The following is a 15,449-nucleotide window of genomic DNA, read 5'->3' on the forward strand; positions in this document are numbered from 1 at the left end:
TTGAAGAGGAAGTATGGAACATACCGTATTAGTTACTGGTGCCACTGCTGGATTTGGAGAGGCAACTGCTCGACGTTTTTTGGCCCATGGCCACAAGGTAGTCGCAGTTGGTAGAAGAACAGATCGTTTAGAGGCCCTCAAGAGCTCCTTGCCTGCTGATCAGCAGAAAAAACTCTTAACCTTGGTGCTCGATGTTTGTGACAGTGCTCATGTAGATACTTTGGCAAGTACTTTGCCAGCAGAGTTTTCTAAGGTGACTGTTTTGGTTAATAACGCGGGCCTTGCTTTGGGTCTTGAGCCAGCCTACCAGGCAAAAGTGTCTGATTGGGATCAGATGATTGACACCAATATCAAAGGCTTAGTGCACATGACAAGAGCCTTTTTACCTGGAATGGTGGAGCGTAAATGTGGTCACGTCATCAACGTAGGGTCGGTAGCCGGCTTGTACCCCTATCCCGGCAGTAATGTGTACGGATCTACCAAAGCATTTGTGAAACAATTTAGTTTGAATTTGCGTGCTGACTTATTGGGAACTCCCTTGCGCGTTACTTGTGTTGAACCAGGCTTAAGTTCGGGCACTGAATATTCAAATGTTCGCTTTAAGGGTGATGATGAGAAAGCAGAAAAGGTCTATGAGGGCGTACACGCTTTAAGTGCGGATGATATTGCGGAAGCAATTTATTGGACTGCTACCTTACCTGCACACATGAATATCAATGCCCTAGAAGTGATGCCGGTTCAGCAATCATTTGCTGGCACAACTCTGCATCGAGGTGCTTTGTAAGTTTTAAGGCTTCCAGCGATAAAACTTGGGATACACACGCATCACTACAGGACCATCAAAGTCCCAGGATTTACAGGTGCCCAAGTATAGTGGCGGTTTATCGCCATTCGGATCAAAGAATGCTCCTGGAATAGATTGATAAGCTGCAGTAGCAAGGTTGAAGAGAAGCTCGCGCAAATGCGTGCAGCCTTTGATTCCACCGAGATGGGTATCAATCGTTTTGCGCCAACCCTTACCTAGTCGCTCTCCAATCAGTGAGTCCATCGGTGGAATAGCCGCTGTGCATTCTGCATGGGGCTGTCCATCCATTACCGCTTCAATTGCCTTGATGACAAACTCTTTATCAAGCGTCACCCGAACCCACATGTCATGAAAGGCTTCACCTGGTTGCCAGGTCTTTGCGCTTGTTTGGAATGGGTTTGTTTTGAAATCTTTGAGATGACCCTCGATATCCCATAAACCATCTTCTCGTGCGTAACCCTGAAAAGTAATTTCTCGAGTGTGTAATAGGGCGCGTGGTTTTGGGGTCGATAGCATGGTGATGGGACTTTTGATGAGGGTGGTCCAATGATAATGAATTGCAGAGTAAATATACTCAACTCAATATGGGCTGGCTCTGTAGTATCCTCTTCAGAATATGGCAAAACCTATTTCCCTAGAAAAAATTCTTTTTAGCCAAGGCTTTGGTACCCGTCGCTATTGCAGTGATTTGGTATACGCCGAGCTGGTTAAAGTAAATGGCGTGTTAGCTGAAGATCCAGAAGAAAGAATTTCCACAGAAAATCTGATGCTGAACGTAGAGGGTAAAGACTGGGAGTATCACGAGAAAGCTTACCTTGCTTTTAATAAGCCAGCGAACTACGAGTGTTCACATAAAACGACACACCATCCCAGTGTCTATAGCTTGCTCCCTAGTCCCTTTGTTGAGCGAGGGCTGCAATGCGTAGGGCGCCTAGACTATGACACCACTGGATTGCTTTTGATCTCAGATGATGGCCAGTTTATTCACAAGATGACGACCCCGAAGAAAAATATTGGTAAGGTCTATGAAATCACCACACCAGAGCCTATTACACAAAAACAAATCGATCATTTAATGAGTGGTGTAGTGCTCGATGATGATCCAAAACCTTGTTATGCCACAGCATGCAAGCAAATTTCTGATCACGTGTTGGCAATGACGATAGTTGAGGGACGCTATCACCAGGTAAAACGCATGATGGCGGCAGTTGGCAACCATGTTGCCAAATTGCACCGCACTGAAATTGGCGCATATCAAATGCCTGCTGATCTGGCAGAGGGTGAATGGCGCTGGCTCTATCCAGAAAACTTAAAACAGCTCTCCCAAAGCGTTGCTGTTTAAAGGAGGCCTTGTGTTAATTGATGACATTGATTTAAAAAAAGAAATTCCCATGTGGTCTGTAGATCTTCAGGGAATAACGATAGCGCGGGAATTTACCTTCGCAGACTTTCAGCAAGCTTTTGAATTTATGACGCTATGCGCACAGTATGCTGAAAAAATGGATCATCATCCTAATTGGTCAAACTCTTGGAATAAAGTCGCTGTCAAACTCACCACCCATTCTGCTGGCGCCTTGACTGCATTAGATGTTCAGTTGGCAAAGGCGATGGATGCCTTTGCTTCCCAAGTAAACCAACGCTGATTAGTGTTCGTCGCCTTCGTGCTCTTCCTCATTCATACTCATGAGGATGGTAGCTAGTAAGCCATAGACTACTTCGGTGGAGATCATGCCATCTTCATCGAGCTCATCAATTAAGTCGTTCAGACGATCCTCGGTTGGCTCGTTGAGCAAGGTCATTGCGCACTCGCACCCATAGTCAAAATCTTCATCATTCTGGGTTTGGTTTTCTTCGGTCATATTTATCCTTAATTGAGCTTTCAGGATAGCAAATTACGGCCTAATTCGATAGGGTTTTGCCCTAGACCAACGTATTTATGTGCAAGCGCAAAAAGTCCAGAATGATTTATAGTCTTTTGAAAAGAAAATCATAGGAGACAACATGCAATTAGACATTAATGGTCAGGTTCAGAATATTGATGTAGAGCCGAATATGCCCTTATTGTGGGCTATTCGGGAAGTGGTGGGGCTTACAGGTACCAAGTATGGCTGTGGTGTTGCGCAATGCGGAGCTTGCACTGTCTACCTCAATGGTGAGCCAGTTCGCTCGTGTTCAATTCCAGTGTCTGCTGTTGGTAAAGCCAAAATTACCACTATTGAAGCGCTCTCTAAAAACAATACCCATCCAGTCCAACAAGCTTGGGTTGCACTCGATGTTCCTCAATGCGGTTATTGTCAGTCTGGCCAGATTATGGCTGCCGCCGCTCTCTTAAGAAGAAATCCAAAGCCAACTGATGCCGATATCGATAACGCAATGGGCAATCTATGTCGTTGTGGAACGTACCAAAAGATTCGGGACGGAATTCATGTTGCCTCTGGTCAAAAGAAATTGGCAGATGTTTTGGCGCAATACAACGCCACTCCTGCGACACGTGGTTAAGGAGAAGAACATGACAACTAAAAATCAAACTCCCAATTTAGAAAGCACCTCACGTCGTGATTTCATCATCAAGGGCACCATGCTGGGTGGCGGACTCATGCTGGGCATAGGCGCCTTGCCTGATTTAGCATTTGCTCAAGCAGGCACTAAATACGATCCAAATACACCACTGCAAGCAGGTGAAGCCGAAGTCAATGCTTGGGTTAGCATTAAACCGGACGATACCGTCTATATCAGAATTGCTCGCTCGGAGATGGGTCAAGGAACACGTACAGGTCTTGCTCAATTAGTTACTGAAGAGCTCGAGTGCAATTGGAAAAAGGTTAAAACTCAGTCAGCTACTCCAGGACAAAGTTTGGCGCGCAAACGCGTTTGGGGTGAGCACGGTACTGGTGGTAGCCGCGGCATTCGGATCTCTGAAGATTATGTGCGTCGTGGCGCAGCAGCGGCTCGCATTATGTTGATGCAGGCAGCGGCTAATCAATGGAATGTACCCGTTGTAGAGTTGACTGTAGACAAAGGTGTGATTACTCATAAGGCAACAGGTCGTAAAACAACATACGGCAAAATGGCCGAGCTGGCCTCTACCTTAACCCCGCCTGATCCAAAGTCGATTACCTTGCGAGATCCTAGGGATTGGAAAGTTGCCGGACAGCCTTATGCGCGTTTAGATACTGCTAATAAAGTGAATGGATCAAAAATATATGGCGTTGATTTACAGCTTCCAGGAATGCTCTGTGCTTCTGTGAAGGCCTGCCCTGTTTTTGGTGGCAAATTGGTCAGTTATGACGAAGCCAAAATTAGAGAGATGCGCGGCGTGAAGGGCGTAGTCAAGATTGATGACAGTACTGTAGCGGTGGTAGCAGATACCTGGTGGCATGCAAATTCAGCGCTTAATGCTTTGCCCATTGTCTGGGATGAGGGCAAAGCTGCCACAGTGTCACAAGATGGCATCAATAAAATGTTGCGTGATGGTTTGGATGAGGAGGGTGACTTTTGGCAGCGTAAAGAGGGGGATGCACCTGCCGCTATCAATAGCGCCGCTAAAAAAGTAGAGGCCATTTATTACACGCCTTATCGTGCTCATGTCACGATGGAGCCTATGAATGCCACTGTCAAAATTACTGGCGATCGTGCAGAAGCTTGGGTGCCAACTCAAAATGGTGAGGGTTCTCATGCGGCTCTATCTGAAGCCACTGGATTACCACTCGCAAATTGCGAAGTATATAAATTAGATTCGGGTTGTGGCTTGGGTCGTCGTGGATCCATGCAAGACTTCACAACCTTTGCCGCCAAGGTGGCGCAAAAGTTTCCAGGGGTCCCGGTCAAAGTCATTTGGAGTCGTGAAGAAGACATGACACATGATTACTACCATCCGATAGCGATGGCAAAGATGACTGCTGGGATTGACGGCTCTGGCAATGTCACTGGTATGCACATCAAGGTTGCGGGTCAGTCCATTAATGCCACATTAGCACCTCAGGCCATTAAGAATGGTAAAGATGAGCGTCAGCTCCAAGGCTTTTATGAGAAGGGTCCTGATGCGCAACTTGGCTATACCTTCCCGACGCTCTTAACCGAGTATGTGATGAAAAATACCCATGTGCCGGTTGGCCCATGGCGTGGTGTGAATACCAACCAAAACGGCATCTTCATGGAATGTTTTATGGATGAGTGCGCTAAGGCAGCAGGTAAGGATCCTGTGAAATTTAGGCAGGCCCTCATGCAAAATCATCCAAAGCATTTAGGCGTACTGAATGCTGCTGCCAAAAAAGCGGATTGGGATAAACCATTGCCAGCAGGAACCTATCGTGGTGTTGCTCAGTTCATGGGTTATGCTAGTTACTCTGCTTGCGTTGCTGAAGTGACTGTGCAAAATAATGTGGTGAAGGTTACGCGCTTGGTATTTGCCTTAAATTCGGGGCATGTCGTTAATCCCTACTTAACCCGAGAGCAAATTGAAGGTTCTGTGGCGATGGCATTGGGCGCAATCTTCTTGCCAGAGATCTCTGTAGAAAATGGCCGCATCAAACAGCAGAATTTGGATACCTACCCAATATTGAAGTTATCCGCTACACCAAGGATTGAAACAGTCTTAGTTCCTAGCTTTGATTTTTGGGGTGGAGTGGGTGAGCCAACGATCTGTGTGGTTGGCCCGGCTGTTGCGAATGCCATTTCTGCTGCGATCGGTAGACCAGTCAGAAACTTCCCGCTGAGCAAGGAAGGACTGAGTTTGGCTTAAGTTTTAATCGGATTGCAATTAATTAACGACCCCATTGATTCAGGATCAATGGGGTCGTTTAATATGGCTTATGAATTTGATTAAGACAACGGTCTTCTTGCTTTCTTTGTTACCGCTGGCCCGCTTAGTTTGGCTTGGTGATCACGAAGGCTTGGGTGCTAACCCAATTGAATTCATCACTCGCTCAACGGGAACTTGGGCACTAGTCTTTTTATGCGTTACGCTGGCAATGACCCCTTTACGCTTGATGACGGGTTTGACTGCTTGGATCAAGTTACGCCGTATGTTGGGACTCTTTTGTTTCTTCTATGCCTGCATGCACTTTTCGATTTGGTTCTGGTTGGATCAGAATTTAAATTTGCAGTCCATGTGGAATGATGTTGTAAAGCGCCCCTTTATTACGATGGGCTTTCTGACTTTGGTATTACTTGTCCCATTGGCAGTGACATCAAATCATTGGGCAGTTCGTCAGCTTGGCAGGCGTTGGGCTTTATTACACAAGCTTATGTACTTAATCGTATGTACTGCAATCATTCACTATTGGTGGCATAAGGCAGGTAAAAATGATTTGGGAACAGTCTCGATTTATGCGGCAGTGATTTTTCTATTACTGATGTGTCGCATCCCAGCAGTCAGAAATATCCTCCAGAGTTACCGAAGTAATTCGCTTGGATGAAGTGCTGACTGCTGCCATACAATGAGTCTCATGAATACATTCGTCTCGAAGCTAAGCCCACTCTTGTTGTTGATGGGTGCTTTGGCTTGTTCCCAAACCCCTCCCTTGCCCCCTGGGTCGACCACTTATTCCCCATATACCCCTGGCCAGGTTCAGGAATTCAATAGGCAGTCTTTATCCCCGGTTGAAGGGCCGTTTGGTCCTGTGGATCCAAGAGCGGAAGATGCTCGTATAGCTAAAGAGCGAGCAATGGATTCAAAATTTTATAATCAACCACAGGGTGAAGAAGAGGCTGAGGCTATAGAAACCCAATCGGCTGATCCATATCAGGCTACAAAGCCTGTGATGACTTTCTAGGCTAGCGTTAGCTCGGGGATAGAGTCTATTTGTAATAGCGCTTGTGCTCCCTCTGGTGTGGCATTGAGCCATGCATCAAATAGTTCAGCTCGTAATGGCACCACTGTACGTTTCTCATCCTCAGATTTATGCATACGCTTCATCACTGGGTGGCTGCTCGCATCAATAGTGAGCATCGAAAATGAAACAATCAGCTCGCCGGTTTCTGGTTCAGTCCAGGTATCCCAGATAGAGGCAATGGCCATCGGTTCGTGATTGGCTTGCTTGATAGCAGTACGAACTGCTTTACCAGACTCATAACAAGGTTCATAAAAAGCATCCGCCAGGGCTAAGGCGTAATGTCGCTTAGTCCAGGCGAACTTATAAGAAGGCTTTTCAGCTACCGTTTCAACTCTCGCGTTATAAGTTTTTCTGCCGAAGGTTTCTTCTTTAGCCCAAGATGGCAACAGGCCAAAGCGTGCCAAGCCAATAGCAGTGCGGTCAGTGTTGTGACTTTTGAGGATGATGGGCCCCGGATATGTCGGGAAAACATCATGGGCATTCGATGGAGGTAGATCGAGGTCAAAGTGGGCTTTTACCCAATCAACATTTACGGTGGTGAGATATTGAACACACATAGGCATATTTTACTGTGGCTTATTCTGAATTGACCTATGCCTACTGGTACTATTGAGGCTAAATTTTAGAAAGATATATTCCTTATGAAACCTTTTATCTCTGTATTGAATCCAATGGTAGTGCGCTTTATTGCTGTAGGCGTATTGACTAGCGCGTTTGTTGGCGGTGCTTATGCGCAACAGAGCGGTTTGCCCATTAATGCTGCAGCTTCTGTTGATGGAACTATCATTACCAATGACATGGTGGAGCAGGGAATTAAGGTTGCGCTTTCACAAGGACAAAAAGATTCTCCGGAATTGCGCAAAATAGTGATTGAGAAGTATGTTGAAGTGTTACTACTTTCACAGCAAGCAGAGAAAGATGGTTTAGCAAATTCAGAAAAAGCCAATACACAGCTGATGATGATTCGTCAAAATTATTTGGCAGATCTAGAGCTATCAACATACATGGCTAAAAACCCAATTACAGATGCTGATGTTCAGGCCGAATACAACAAAGAGATTGCATCTTTGGGGCCTCAAGGCATGATTTCAGAGTACAAGGTAAGCGATATTGCTGTAGCAAGTGAGGCTGATGCACAAGCAGCTTTGGCGCGTATTAAAAAAGGTGAGCCATTTGATAAGGTTGCCAAGAGTGTTTCTTTAGCGCCGAATAAGGTTCAGGGCGGTGCTGTAGGTTGGATCCAGCCTGGTCAAGTAGCGCCACAATTGGCTTCTGTATTGATGACTCTTTCTAAAGGCCAGGTTTCGCCAGCTCCAATTCAGATGCAACAAGGTTGGTATTTAATCAAGCTAGAAGATAAGAAATCAAGCAAGCCACCAGCATTCGAGCAAGCTAAGGCAGCTATTCGTGCTGGCATGACGCAAAGAAAGCAATATGAATTCTTGGGTCAGATTGCAAAAGATGCAAAGATTGTGGTCCAGTAAAAGCAGTAATGCTTTTACTGTGGAAAAGGACTCCAGGGAGTCCTTTTTTATTTCCGCTCTAGCGTAATAAAGCTGAAGGTAATGTCGCCTTCGGATCCAGGGGTGCGCTCTACTTCTTTCCAATCCGATTCATTGGGAACTTCAAAAAAGGTATCGCCACCCTCAACGTCCATATCGATCTCGGTAATATAGAGTCGATCTGCTTTCGGAAAGGCCTGCGTGAAGAGTTGCTCACCGCCAATGACAAAAACACGTGGGAACTCACTTAAGCTATTCAAGGCTTCATTGAGTGATCCGACTAATTCGCCACCAGTAGCTTGATAGCTTGCATTGCGGCTCACTACGATGTTACGGCGTCCAGGAAGTGGGCGTCCTATAGATTCCCAAGTCTTGCGACCCATGATCACAGGGTGGCCCATGGTAACGCGCTTGAAGAACTGTAGATCAGCCGAGATCTTCCAAGGCATTTGATTGTCGCGGCCAATGACGTGATTGCGTGAGCGAGCAACGATCATAGAAATAGCAGGTTGAGTCATAAGTACGATTCTTAAATGGCTACAGGAGCTTTAATGTGAGGATGAGATTCATATCCAGCGATTTCGAAATCTTCAAACTCATAATCAAAGATTGAATCAGGCTTGCGCAAAATATTAAGCTTAGGCAAGGGGAAGAAGTCTCTCGATAGCTGAAGCTCGACTTGTTCAAGATGGTTGCTATACAAGTGACAATCACCGCCAGTCCAAATAAAGTCACCCACTTCTAGATTGCATTGTTGCGCCATCATGTGCGTAAGCAATGCATAGCTAGCAATATTAAAGGGCACACCCAAGAAGATATCTGCACTACGTTGGTATAGCTGACATGACAACTTGCCATCGGCCACATAAAACTGAAAGAAGGCATGACAAGGTGCTAAAGCCATGCGAGGAATATCCGCTACATTCCACGCAGAAACAATAATGCGACGTGAGTCTGGATTCTTTTTAATGGTTTCAACTACTTCTGAGATTTGATCAATGTGCTGACCATTCGGCGCAGGCCATGAGCGCCACTGATAACCGTAGATGGGGCCTAAATCACCATCAGGTGCTGCCCATTCATTCCAAATCGATACGCCGCGCTCTTTCAGCCAGTTATTGTTTGTGCTGCCTTTGAGGAACCAGAGTAATTCATAGATGATGGACTTCAGGTGTAGCTTTTTGGTAGTCACCATTGGGAAGCCGTCAGCCAAGTTAAAGCGCATCTGGTGCCCAAATACGGAGACCGTGCCAGTTCCGGTCCTGTCGGACTTTTGAACCCCCTTGGCGAGGACTTCTTTCATGAGATCGTGATATTGACGCATATAGATTGGCTAAAAGTGGTTATGTATTAACGAATTAGGGATAGCTTACTCGAATGTGGGCGACTTCACTCCCAAGGCCTTGTGAAGCTTAGGAGAGGTGGTTGTGTATTGGAGTTGAATCTGTTTTTCGGGGTTTAGATATGCCGCGGCAGCAAAGGCGGCAAGAGCTGCTTCATGGAACCCAGACAGAATTAATTTTTTCTTACCGGGGTAGACATTGATGTCGCCAACAGCGTAAATCCCGGGAATGCTGGTTTGAAATTTCTCGGTATCAACGCAGATTTGTTTGCGATCGATATTGAGGCCCCACTCCGCAATCGCGCCTAACTTAGGAGAAAGTCCATAGAACACCAAAAGATCCTCAAGCGGAATTTGTTTGGATTCGCCATCAATATTGGTGAAAGTGATCTCAGAAAGCGGACCATCTTTTGCTTCGTAAGCAGTGACTTGACCAATTAACAATTGCATCTGATTGCTGGCGCATAGCTCGCGCATTCTCGCAATCGATTTTGGCGCAGCCTTGAAATCATCGCGACGATGGATCAAAGTAACGCTCGCAGCAATTTCTGAAAAATGAATTGCCCAATCTAGAGCTGCATCACCCCCACCACAAATCACAATTCGTTTTCCCGCAAATTGCTCAGGATTTTTAACATGATAGAAAAGTTGTTTCCCTACAAAGGCATCAATGCCTTCAAGGTTGATAGTTCGGGGCTGAAAAGCCCCAACACCACCAGCAATAAAGACGGTTTTGCTGAGAAAATGAATGTCTTGTGAGGTGCTTATTAGGAAGCGCCCATCAGCCTGGCATTCGAGCTTGCTAACCTCTTGACCCAGATGAAATTGAGCGCTAAAGGGTGCAATTTGCTTTAGTAAATTGTTGGTGAGTTCGCGACCAGTACAGACTGGAATCGCGGGAATATCGTAGATGGGTTTATCTGGATAAAGCTCAATGCATTGACCGCCAACCTCTGGAAGTGAGTCAATGACATGGGCTTTAATTTCTAGCAGACCTAATTCAAAAACCTGAAAGAGACCCACAGGACCGGCGCCAATGATGACGGCATCGGTTTCTATAGGTTTATTCGACACAAATTTCTTTGGCTAGAAAATTACTTTACTAGCTGATCAAGTTTGTTTTTAACGTCTTTCCATTCTTCGGCATCCGGAAGAGCTGCTTTGGACTTAGTAATCGAAGTCCAAGAAGGGGAAAGTTCAGCATTGAGTTTGACGAATGCCTGTTGGTCACCAGGGACATCATCTTCAGCGTAAATAGCATTAACAGGACACTCCGGAACACAAACTGCGCAATCGATGCATTCATCTGGATCGATCACTAGAAAATTAGGACCTTCGCGAAAGCAGTCAACTGGGCAAACATCAACGCAGTCGGTGTATTTGCAACGGATACAAGCTTCGGTAACAACGTAAGTCATGGTGGTTTTGTTTCAAGAGCCCCAAAAAGCCGGGTGCTTAGTTATAAAACCCCAATTTTAGCTGAAGTAGCCTATTTTTCAGGCGAAAGGGTCTATTTAGTTGAGGTAAAGTTCCCACTATGAATACTGAGTCAAATACCCGCACTAGCAAGCAAAAACCCAGAATCCTGGTTGCAAGAGCCATTTTTCCAGAGGCATTAGCCAAATTAGAGGAATCTTTTGAGGTGAGATCCAATCAGGAGGATCGGATTTTCAGCTCTGAAGAGTTGCAAAAAGAACTCTCTGGGGTTGTAGGGGCTTTAGTTGCAGGCAGCGAAAGAATTGATGCAAACGCCTTAATGCATGCCAAAGATCTGAAAATTGTGGCCAATATTTCTGTGGGATATAACAATTTTGATGTGCCGGCCATGACTGCTGCTGGTGTAATCGCAACCAATACGCCAGATGTTTTAACCGACACAACAGCTGACTTTGGCTTTGCTTTATTGATGGCAACCGCAAGACGTATAACTGAATCTGAGCATTGGGTGCGGGCAGGTCAGTGGGATAAATGGTCGATTGTGAATAACCCCCTTGGCATGGATTTGCATCACAGTACAGTAGGCATTATTGGCATGGGCCGAATTGGTCAAGGCATTGCTAAGCGCGCATTAGGTTTTGGGATGAATGTGATTTATCACAATCGCAGTCATTTATCGGATGCCGATGAAAAAGCCTGTGGTGCAAAGTATGTTTCTAAAGAAGAATTGCTTCGCACCGCTGATCACGTAGTTCTAGTGTTGCCTTATAGCGCCGAGAGTCATCATACGATTGGCGCAAAAGAAATTGCACTCATGAAACCAACGGCAACCCTTATAAACATTGCCCGTGGTGGCATTGTGGATGATGCGGCTCTGGCTCAAGCTCTCAAGGAAAAAAGAATCTTTGCAGCCGGCTTAGACGTATTCGAAGGCGAGCCCAAAGTGCATCCCGAGCTATTGAAATTGAGTAACGTTGTGCTTGCTCCGCACATTGCTAGCGCGACAGAAAAAACACGTAGAGCGATGGTGGATTTGGCAGTAGATAATTTACGTGCGGCGCTTGATGGAAAGAAACCACCCAGCCTCATTAATGCGGAAGTTTACAAAATTTAGTAAAAATAAAGCCGAGCATTACTCGGCTTTATTGCTTGAAGCTTAGCTTCGAATATTAAATTAGTTACTCGGCGTCAATTTCTTCTGGCAGTTCGCGCATCGCTAATTCAATACCACCGAATTTTCCAGCAACCCAGTTATAGACTTTGCAGGCAATCCATAACAATCCAAACCCGAGCAGGGCATTGAGAATGAGTGCGGACAACACAGTAAATCCTGGAATGGCGCCGTCACGAATGAAGGCTACAAATAGAGCCAGCAATACGATTGGTACAGAGAAGCAGAGGTAAACCAAAACTAAGGTTTTGGCGGTATGCATTGGGTCTAGAAAGACGAGTTCTTTTTTGCTAAGTTTCATGATGACGCAATCTTAAAGCAGTCCATCAAAAAGCGCTATATCTACCCAGTCTCCAGCGGCAACATTTCCTTGCTCATGACCTAGGATTACAAAGCAATTAGCCTCACTCATCGAGCGCAAAATTCCGGCCCCCTGGCTGCCAGTCAGGCGTACCGTTGGCTTGCCATCCGCTCCACGCCCCAGAATGGCGCGCTGAAATTCTGTTCGACCTGGTTTTTTTCGAATGGGAACTTCGGCGATAGCCTGGGTGAGGGGTGGTTCAGTCTGATTGGCACCATTGAGTTGTAAAAGTGCTGCACGGACGAATTGATAGAAGGTCACCATGACCGCTACGGGATTGCCGGGTAGACCAAAGAAAAGGGTTTTGCGAGCAGAAGATTTTCCAGCGACTGGTTTGAGAACTCCAAAGGCCATAGGACGTCCTGGACGCATAGCGATTTTCCAGAAACCGACATCGCCTAACTCTTGCATGATCTGTTTTGTGAAATCTGCTTCACCAACCGAAACGCCCCCGGAGGAAATCAATACATCAGCTTTGCTAGCTGCCTCGATAAAGGCCTGCTTCAAAGAGGCGGGATCATCGCGCACAATGCCACAGTCAATGATCTCTAAATTCAGGCGATTGAGTAAACCAGTAAGACTGTAGCGGTTGCTGTCATAGATGCTGCCCGCCTCCAATACTTGATCTAGCGCGCGCAATTCATCGCCGGAAGACAGAATGGCCACTTTGAGTTTGCGCTTTACAGGTAAGGAGGCAATGCCAAGTGATGCGGCTAGACCTAGATCGGAAGGGTGCAGTAAGCGACCCGTAGCAATTGCAGATTTACCCTTTTGAAGATCCTCGCCACGTAGGCGTCTGTTCTCGCCAGGCTTTAATTGATCTTGCTTGAATTCAATCGTGAACGCATCTTTGGCACTTGTGAATTCTTGTGGAATGACGGTATCGCAGCCAGCAGGCATCACGGCACCCGTCATGATCTTGAGGCATTCCCCAGGGCCAATATTGCCCTCAAAGGGTTTGCCAGCAAGTGCTGTACCAACCACTTTCAAGGAGATGGTCATGCTGTTAGTGTCGAGACATTTGCCATCAAATGCAAAGCCATCCATGGCTGAATTGTCTGCAGCTGGCACATCGATAGGTGAAAGTAAATCGGCTGCCAATATCCGATTAATCGCTTGATCCAATGCAACAGTTTCAATATCTGCAGGATCATGAATCGTCTTAGATTCTTCAATGAGATCTTCTACCAACGCAGCAATTGCCTTGCGTGCATCATCAACATGTAGTGACGAGGTCAAGAGAATTTCCTGGTTTGGGGAATGACTCATGCTGATACTTCTTCTAGTAACTTTAGCTCTTCAGGAGTATTCACATTGGCAAATAGCTGAGGGTCATCAAAAATGACCGTACTGCTATGTAACTCTTTAAACCAGCGATCAATTTTGAGATCTCCTTTTTGGAGAAATTGATTCAATGAATCTTGCAAGTTACTCCGCATGAGGCAAAAAACAGGCTGCGCCCATACTTTGCCATCAACTTCCTTGGTAGAGGCGTACACCAAATCAAAATCCCCTCGCCCCATCTCGGCGATTAATAGCTCCGCGAGATTATTGGGTAACAAGGGGGAGTCGCAAGGTGAAGTTAGGAGATAGGCCGTCTTGCAGGACTTCAAGCCTACAGAGAAGCCTGCTAATGGCCCTGAGAAATCTGGCGTTTCATCCATGATTACTGGGTATCCATAGCTCGCATACTTTGTGATGTTGCGGTTGGCATTAATCACAATGGTTTGCACCTGGGACTTGAGCTTTGCGATAGCTGACTCGATGAGTGGTTTACCGTGAAAAGGGATTAAACCTTTGTCAATGCCACCCATGCGTTGCGCTCGTCCACCAGCAAGTATGAGTCCGGTAATGTCTTTAGTAGAAATCATTAACCACCAATGTAGGACATTTCAACCTTGCGGTTGCCGGATAACAGATTCGCGGTATGTGAACCCCGAATTTCAGAATAGTGATCGTCGCGGGTTGACCAGGTATTCATTACCGCATTGGCGATTTCTAAATCACTTTTGCCAGAGCGCAGCAAGGTTTTGAAATCAAAACCTTCATTGGCAAAAAGGCAAAGATACATTTGCCCATCAGTCGAGATGCGAGCTCTAGAGCATTCGTGACAGAAAGTTTGGGTAACACTGGAGATCACGCCAATCTCACCTGAGCCATCCACATAACGCCAGCGCTGTGCGACTTCGCCGGTGTAGTTAGCTTCAACAGGCTCCAGAGGAAAAGCTTCATGAATTCTAGCAATGACCTCTTTGGATGAAAGTACTTGCTCCATATTCCAGCCATTGGAGCTGCCCACATCCATAAATTCAATAAAACGCAGTATGACGCCACTGCCTTTAAAGTGCTTAGCCATTGCAACAATCTCATGATCGTTGGTACCTTTTTTCACCACCATATTGACTTTGATGTTCTGGAATCCTGCTTCTTGTGCGGCGGCAATTCCATCAAGTACATCGGCAACTGGGAAATCAACATCATTCATTTTTTTGAAGATCGCGTCATCCAAACCATCAAGACTCACTGTCAATCTTTGCAGACCAGCTGCTTTTAGCGCCACGGCTTTCTTGCGTAAGATGCTGCCGTTAGTAGTGAGAGTGAGGTCCAACGCTTTATCTTCTAATGTTCGTACTTTGGCCAACATCTCAATCAGCACTTCTAAGTTTTTGCGCAACAAAGGCTCGCCGCCAGTTAATCTAATTTTTTCAACGCCTAATGTGGCGAAAATAGAAGTGAGGCGAGTAATTTCTTCAAAGCTCAGTAATTCTTTGTGGGCCAAGTAAGGATAGTTTTGATCAAACACTTCCTTAGGCATGCAATAGGTGCAGCGGAAGTTGCAGCGATCAGTTACAGAGATGCGTAGATCTCTTAGGGTGCGTCCCCGAGTGTCTTTCGTATGGCTATGAGGCGTGACGAGTTCGGCACCAATGGGTGGCGTTAGGCCTTTGCCTTCGTCAATTCGGATGGGGATTACTTTTTCAACCATGTACTCAATTA

20 protein-coding genes are annotated in these 15,449 nt (G+C 46.0%); 9 read left to right on the top strand and 11 right to left on the bottom strand.

Annotated elements, in window-relative coordinates:
• The first annotated feature begins 13 nt into the window (after positions 1–13).
• Positions 14–784 (top strand): SDR family NAD(P)-dependent oxidoreductase, encoded by a 771-nt coding sequence (locus tag FD963_RS02065; protein ID WP_215362731.1) that lies wholly within the window; start codon positions 14–16, stop codon positions 782–784.
• Between the two features lie 3 nt (positions 785–787).
• Here FD963_RS02065 and FD963_RS02070 read toward each other — a convergent pair whose 3' ends face one another.
• A complete protein-coding gene (locus tag FD963_RS02070) occupies positions 788–1,321 on the bottom strand; it encodes a DUF2889 domain-containing protein (RefSeq protein ID WP_215362732.1) in 534 nt (177 codons plus the stop codon).
• Positions 1,322–1,421: 100 nt separating this feature from the next.
• On the opposite strand from FD963_RS02070, the gene FD963_RS02075 reads away from it, so the two are divergent.
• Together FD963_RS02075 and FD963_RS02080 are read left to right on the top strand one after the other, a co-directional pair.
• Positions 1,422–2,147: a pseudouridine synthase gene (locus tag FD963_RS02075; RefSeq protein ID WP_215362733.1), complete on the top strand. Its 726-nt coding sequence runs from the start codon at positions 1,422–1,424 to the stop codon at positions 2,145–2,147.
• Between the two features lie 49 nt (positions 2,148–2,196).
• On the top strand, positions 2,197–2,448 hold the full coding sequence (locus FD963_RS02080; RefSeq protein ID WP_251367263.1) for a 4a-hydroxytetrahydrobiopterin dehydratase: 252 nt from the start codon (positions 2,197–2,199) through the stop codon (positions 2,446–2,448).
• Here FD963_RS02080 and FD963_RS02085 read toward each other — a convergent pair whose 3' ends face one another.
• Entirely contained in the window at positions 2,449–2,664 is a 216-nt protein-coding gene (locus FD963_RS02085) for a hypothetical protein (protein WP_068322043.1), read from the bottom strand.
• A gap of 142 nt (positions 2,665–2,806) precedes the next feature.
• Between FD963_RS02085 and FD963_RS02090 the strand changes: the two genes are divergently transcribed.
• From FD963_RS02090 to FD963_RS02105, 4 genes are all read left to right on the top strand, one after another.
• Positions 2,807–3,304, top strand: a complete 498-nt coding sequence (locus FD963_RS02090; protein ID WP_215362735.1) for a (2Fe-2S)-binding protein — start codon at positions 2,807–2,809, stop codon at positions 3,302–3,304.
• Positions 3,305–3,314: 10 nt separating this feature from the next.
• Positions 3,315–5,546: a molybdopterin cofactor-binding domain-containing protein gene (locus FD963_RS02095; protein WP_215362736.1), complete on the top strand. Its 2,232-nt coding sequence runs from the start codon at positions 3,315–3,317 to the stop codon at positions 5,544–5,546.
• Positions 5,547–5,616: 70 nt separating this feature from the next.
• A complete protein-coding gene (gene msrQ, locus FD963_RS02100; protein ID WP_215362737.1) occupies positions 5,617–6,222 on the top strand; it encodes a protein-methionine-sulfoxide reductase heme-binding subunit MsrQ in 606 nt (201 codons plus the stop codon).
• Positions 6,223–6,252: 30 nt separating this feature from the next.
• On the top strand, positions 6,253–6,579 hold the full coding sequence (locus FD963_RS02105; RefSeq protein WP_251367264.1) for a hypothetical protein: 327 nt from the start codon (positions 6,253–6,255) through the stop codon (positions 6,577–6,579).
• On the opposite strand, the gene FD963_RS02110 is transcribed toward FD963_RS02105, so the two are convergent.
• Positions 6,576–7,202, bottom strand: coding sequence for an SOS response-associated peptidase (locus FD963_RS02110; RefSeq protein ID WP_251367265.1), 627 nt, complete (start codon positions 7,200–7,202; stop codon positions 6,576–6,578). The two genes, FD963_RS02105 and FD963_RS02110, sit on opposite strands and share 4 nt — an antisense overlap.
• A 78-nt stretch (positions 7,203–7,280) precedes the next feature.
• On the opposite strand from FD963_RS02110, the gene FD963_RS02115 reads away from it, so the two are divergent.
• Positions 7,281–8,123: a peptidylprolyl isomerase gene (locus tag FD963_RS02115; protein WP_251367266.1), complete on the top strand. Its 843-nt coding sequence runs from the start codon at positions 7,281–7,283 to the stop codon at positions 8,121–8,123.
• A 47-nt stretch (positions 8,124–8,170) separates the two neighbouring features.
• Here FD963_RS02115 and FD963_RS02120 read toward each other — a convergent pair whose 3' ends face one another.
• From FD963_RS02120 to fdxA, 4 genes are read right to left on the bottom strand one after another with little or no spacing between them, the layout of a single operon-like run.
• Positions 8,171–8,659 carry a dihydrofolate reductase gene (locus FD963_RS02120; protein ID WP_215362738.1) on the bottom strand — a complete coding sequence of 163 codons (489 nt, stop codon included), beginning with the start codon at positions 8,657–8,659 and terminating at the stop codon, positions 8,171–8,173.
• 11 nt (positions 8,660–8,670) lie between these two features.
• Positions 8,671–9,465 carry a thymidylate synthase gene (locus FD963_RS02125; protein ID WP_215362739.1) on the bottom strand — a complete coding sequence of 265 codons (795 nt, stop codon included), beginning with the start codon at positions 9,463–9,465 and terminating at the stop codon, positions 8,671–8,673.
• Between the two features lie 45 nt (positions 9,466–9,510).
• Positions 9,511–10,557, bottom strand: coding sequence for an NAD(P)/FAD-dependent oxidoreductase (locus FD963_RS02130; protein WP_215362740.1), 1,047 nt, complete (start codon positions 10,555–10,557; stop codon positions 9,511–9,513).
• A gap of 20 nt (positions 10,558–10,577) precedes the next feature.
• Positions 10,578–10,901, bottom strand: coding sequence for a ferredoxin FdxA (gene fdxA / locus FD963_RS02135; RefSeq protein WP_215362741.1), 324 nt, complete (start codon positions 10,899–10,901; stop codon positions 10,578–10,580).
• 119 nt (positions 10,902–11,020) lie between these two features.
• Between fdxA and FD963_RS02140 the strand changes: the two genes are divergently transcribed.
• A complete protein-coding gene (locus FD963_RS02140; RefSeq protein ID WP_215362742.1) occupies positions 11,021–12,034 on the top strand; it encodes a D-glycerate dehydrogenase in 1,014 nt (337 codons plus the stop codon).
• Between the two features lie 64 nt (positions 12,035–12,098).
• On the opposite strand, the gene FD963_RS02145 is transcribed toward FD963_RS02140, so the two are convergent.
• Genes FD963_RS02145 through moaA form a run of 4 tightly spaced genes read right to left on the bottom strand, consistent with a single transcriptional unit; the run spans position 12,099 to position 15,438 of the window.
• Positions 12,099–12,392, bottom strand: a complete 294-nt coding sequence (locus FD963_RS02145) for a hypothetical protein (RefSeq protein ID WP_215348514.1) — start codon at positions 12,390–12,392, stop codon at positions 12,099–12,101.
• A 12-nt stretch (positions 12,393–12,404) separates the two neighbouring features.
• Positions 12,405–13,721, bottom strand: coding sequence for a gephyrin-like molybdotransferase Glp (gene glp, locus FD963_RS02150; RefSeq protein WP_215362743.1), 1,317 nt, complete (start codon positions 13,719–13,721; stop codon positions 12,405–12,407).
• Positions 13,718–14,323 carry a molybdenum cofactor guanylyltransferase MobA gene (gene mobA, locus FD963_RS02155; RefSeq protein ID WP_215362744.1) on the bottom strand — a complete coding sequence of 202 codons (606 nt, stop codon included), beginning with the start codon at positions 14,321–14,323 and terminating at the stop codon, positions 13,718–13,720. The genes glp and mobA overlap by 4 nt, the downstream gene beginning before the upstream one ends.
• Complete coding sequence (gene moaA / locus FD963_RS02160) at positions 14,323–15,438, bottom strand: GTP 3',8-cyclase MoaA (protein ID WP_215362745.1); 1,116 nt, start codon at positions 15,436–15,438, stop codon at positions 14,323–14,325. Before moaA ends, mobA begins: the two co-directional genes overlap by 1 nt.
• Positions 15,439–15,449: the final 11 nt, after the last annotated feature.

Origin of the sequence: Polynucleobacter sp. JS-JIR-II-50 (assembly GCF_018687895.1) — a bacterium.
In the GTDB taxonomy this organism is placed as follows: Bacteria; Pseudomonadota; Gammaproteobacteria; order Burkholderiales; family Burkholderiaceae; genus Polynucleobacter.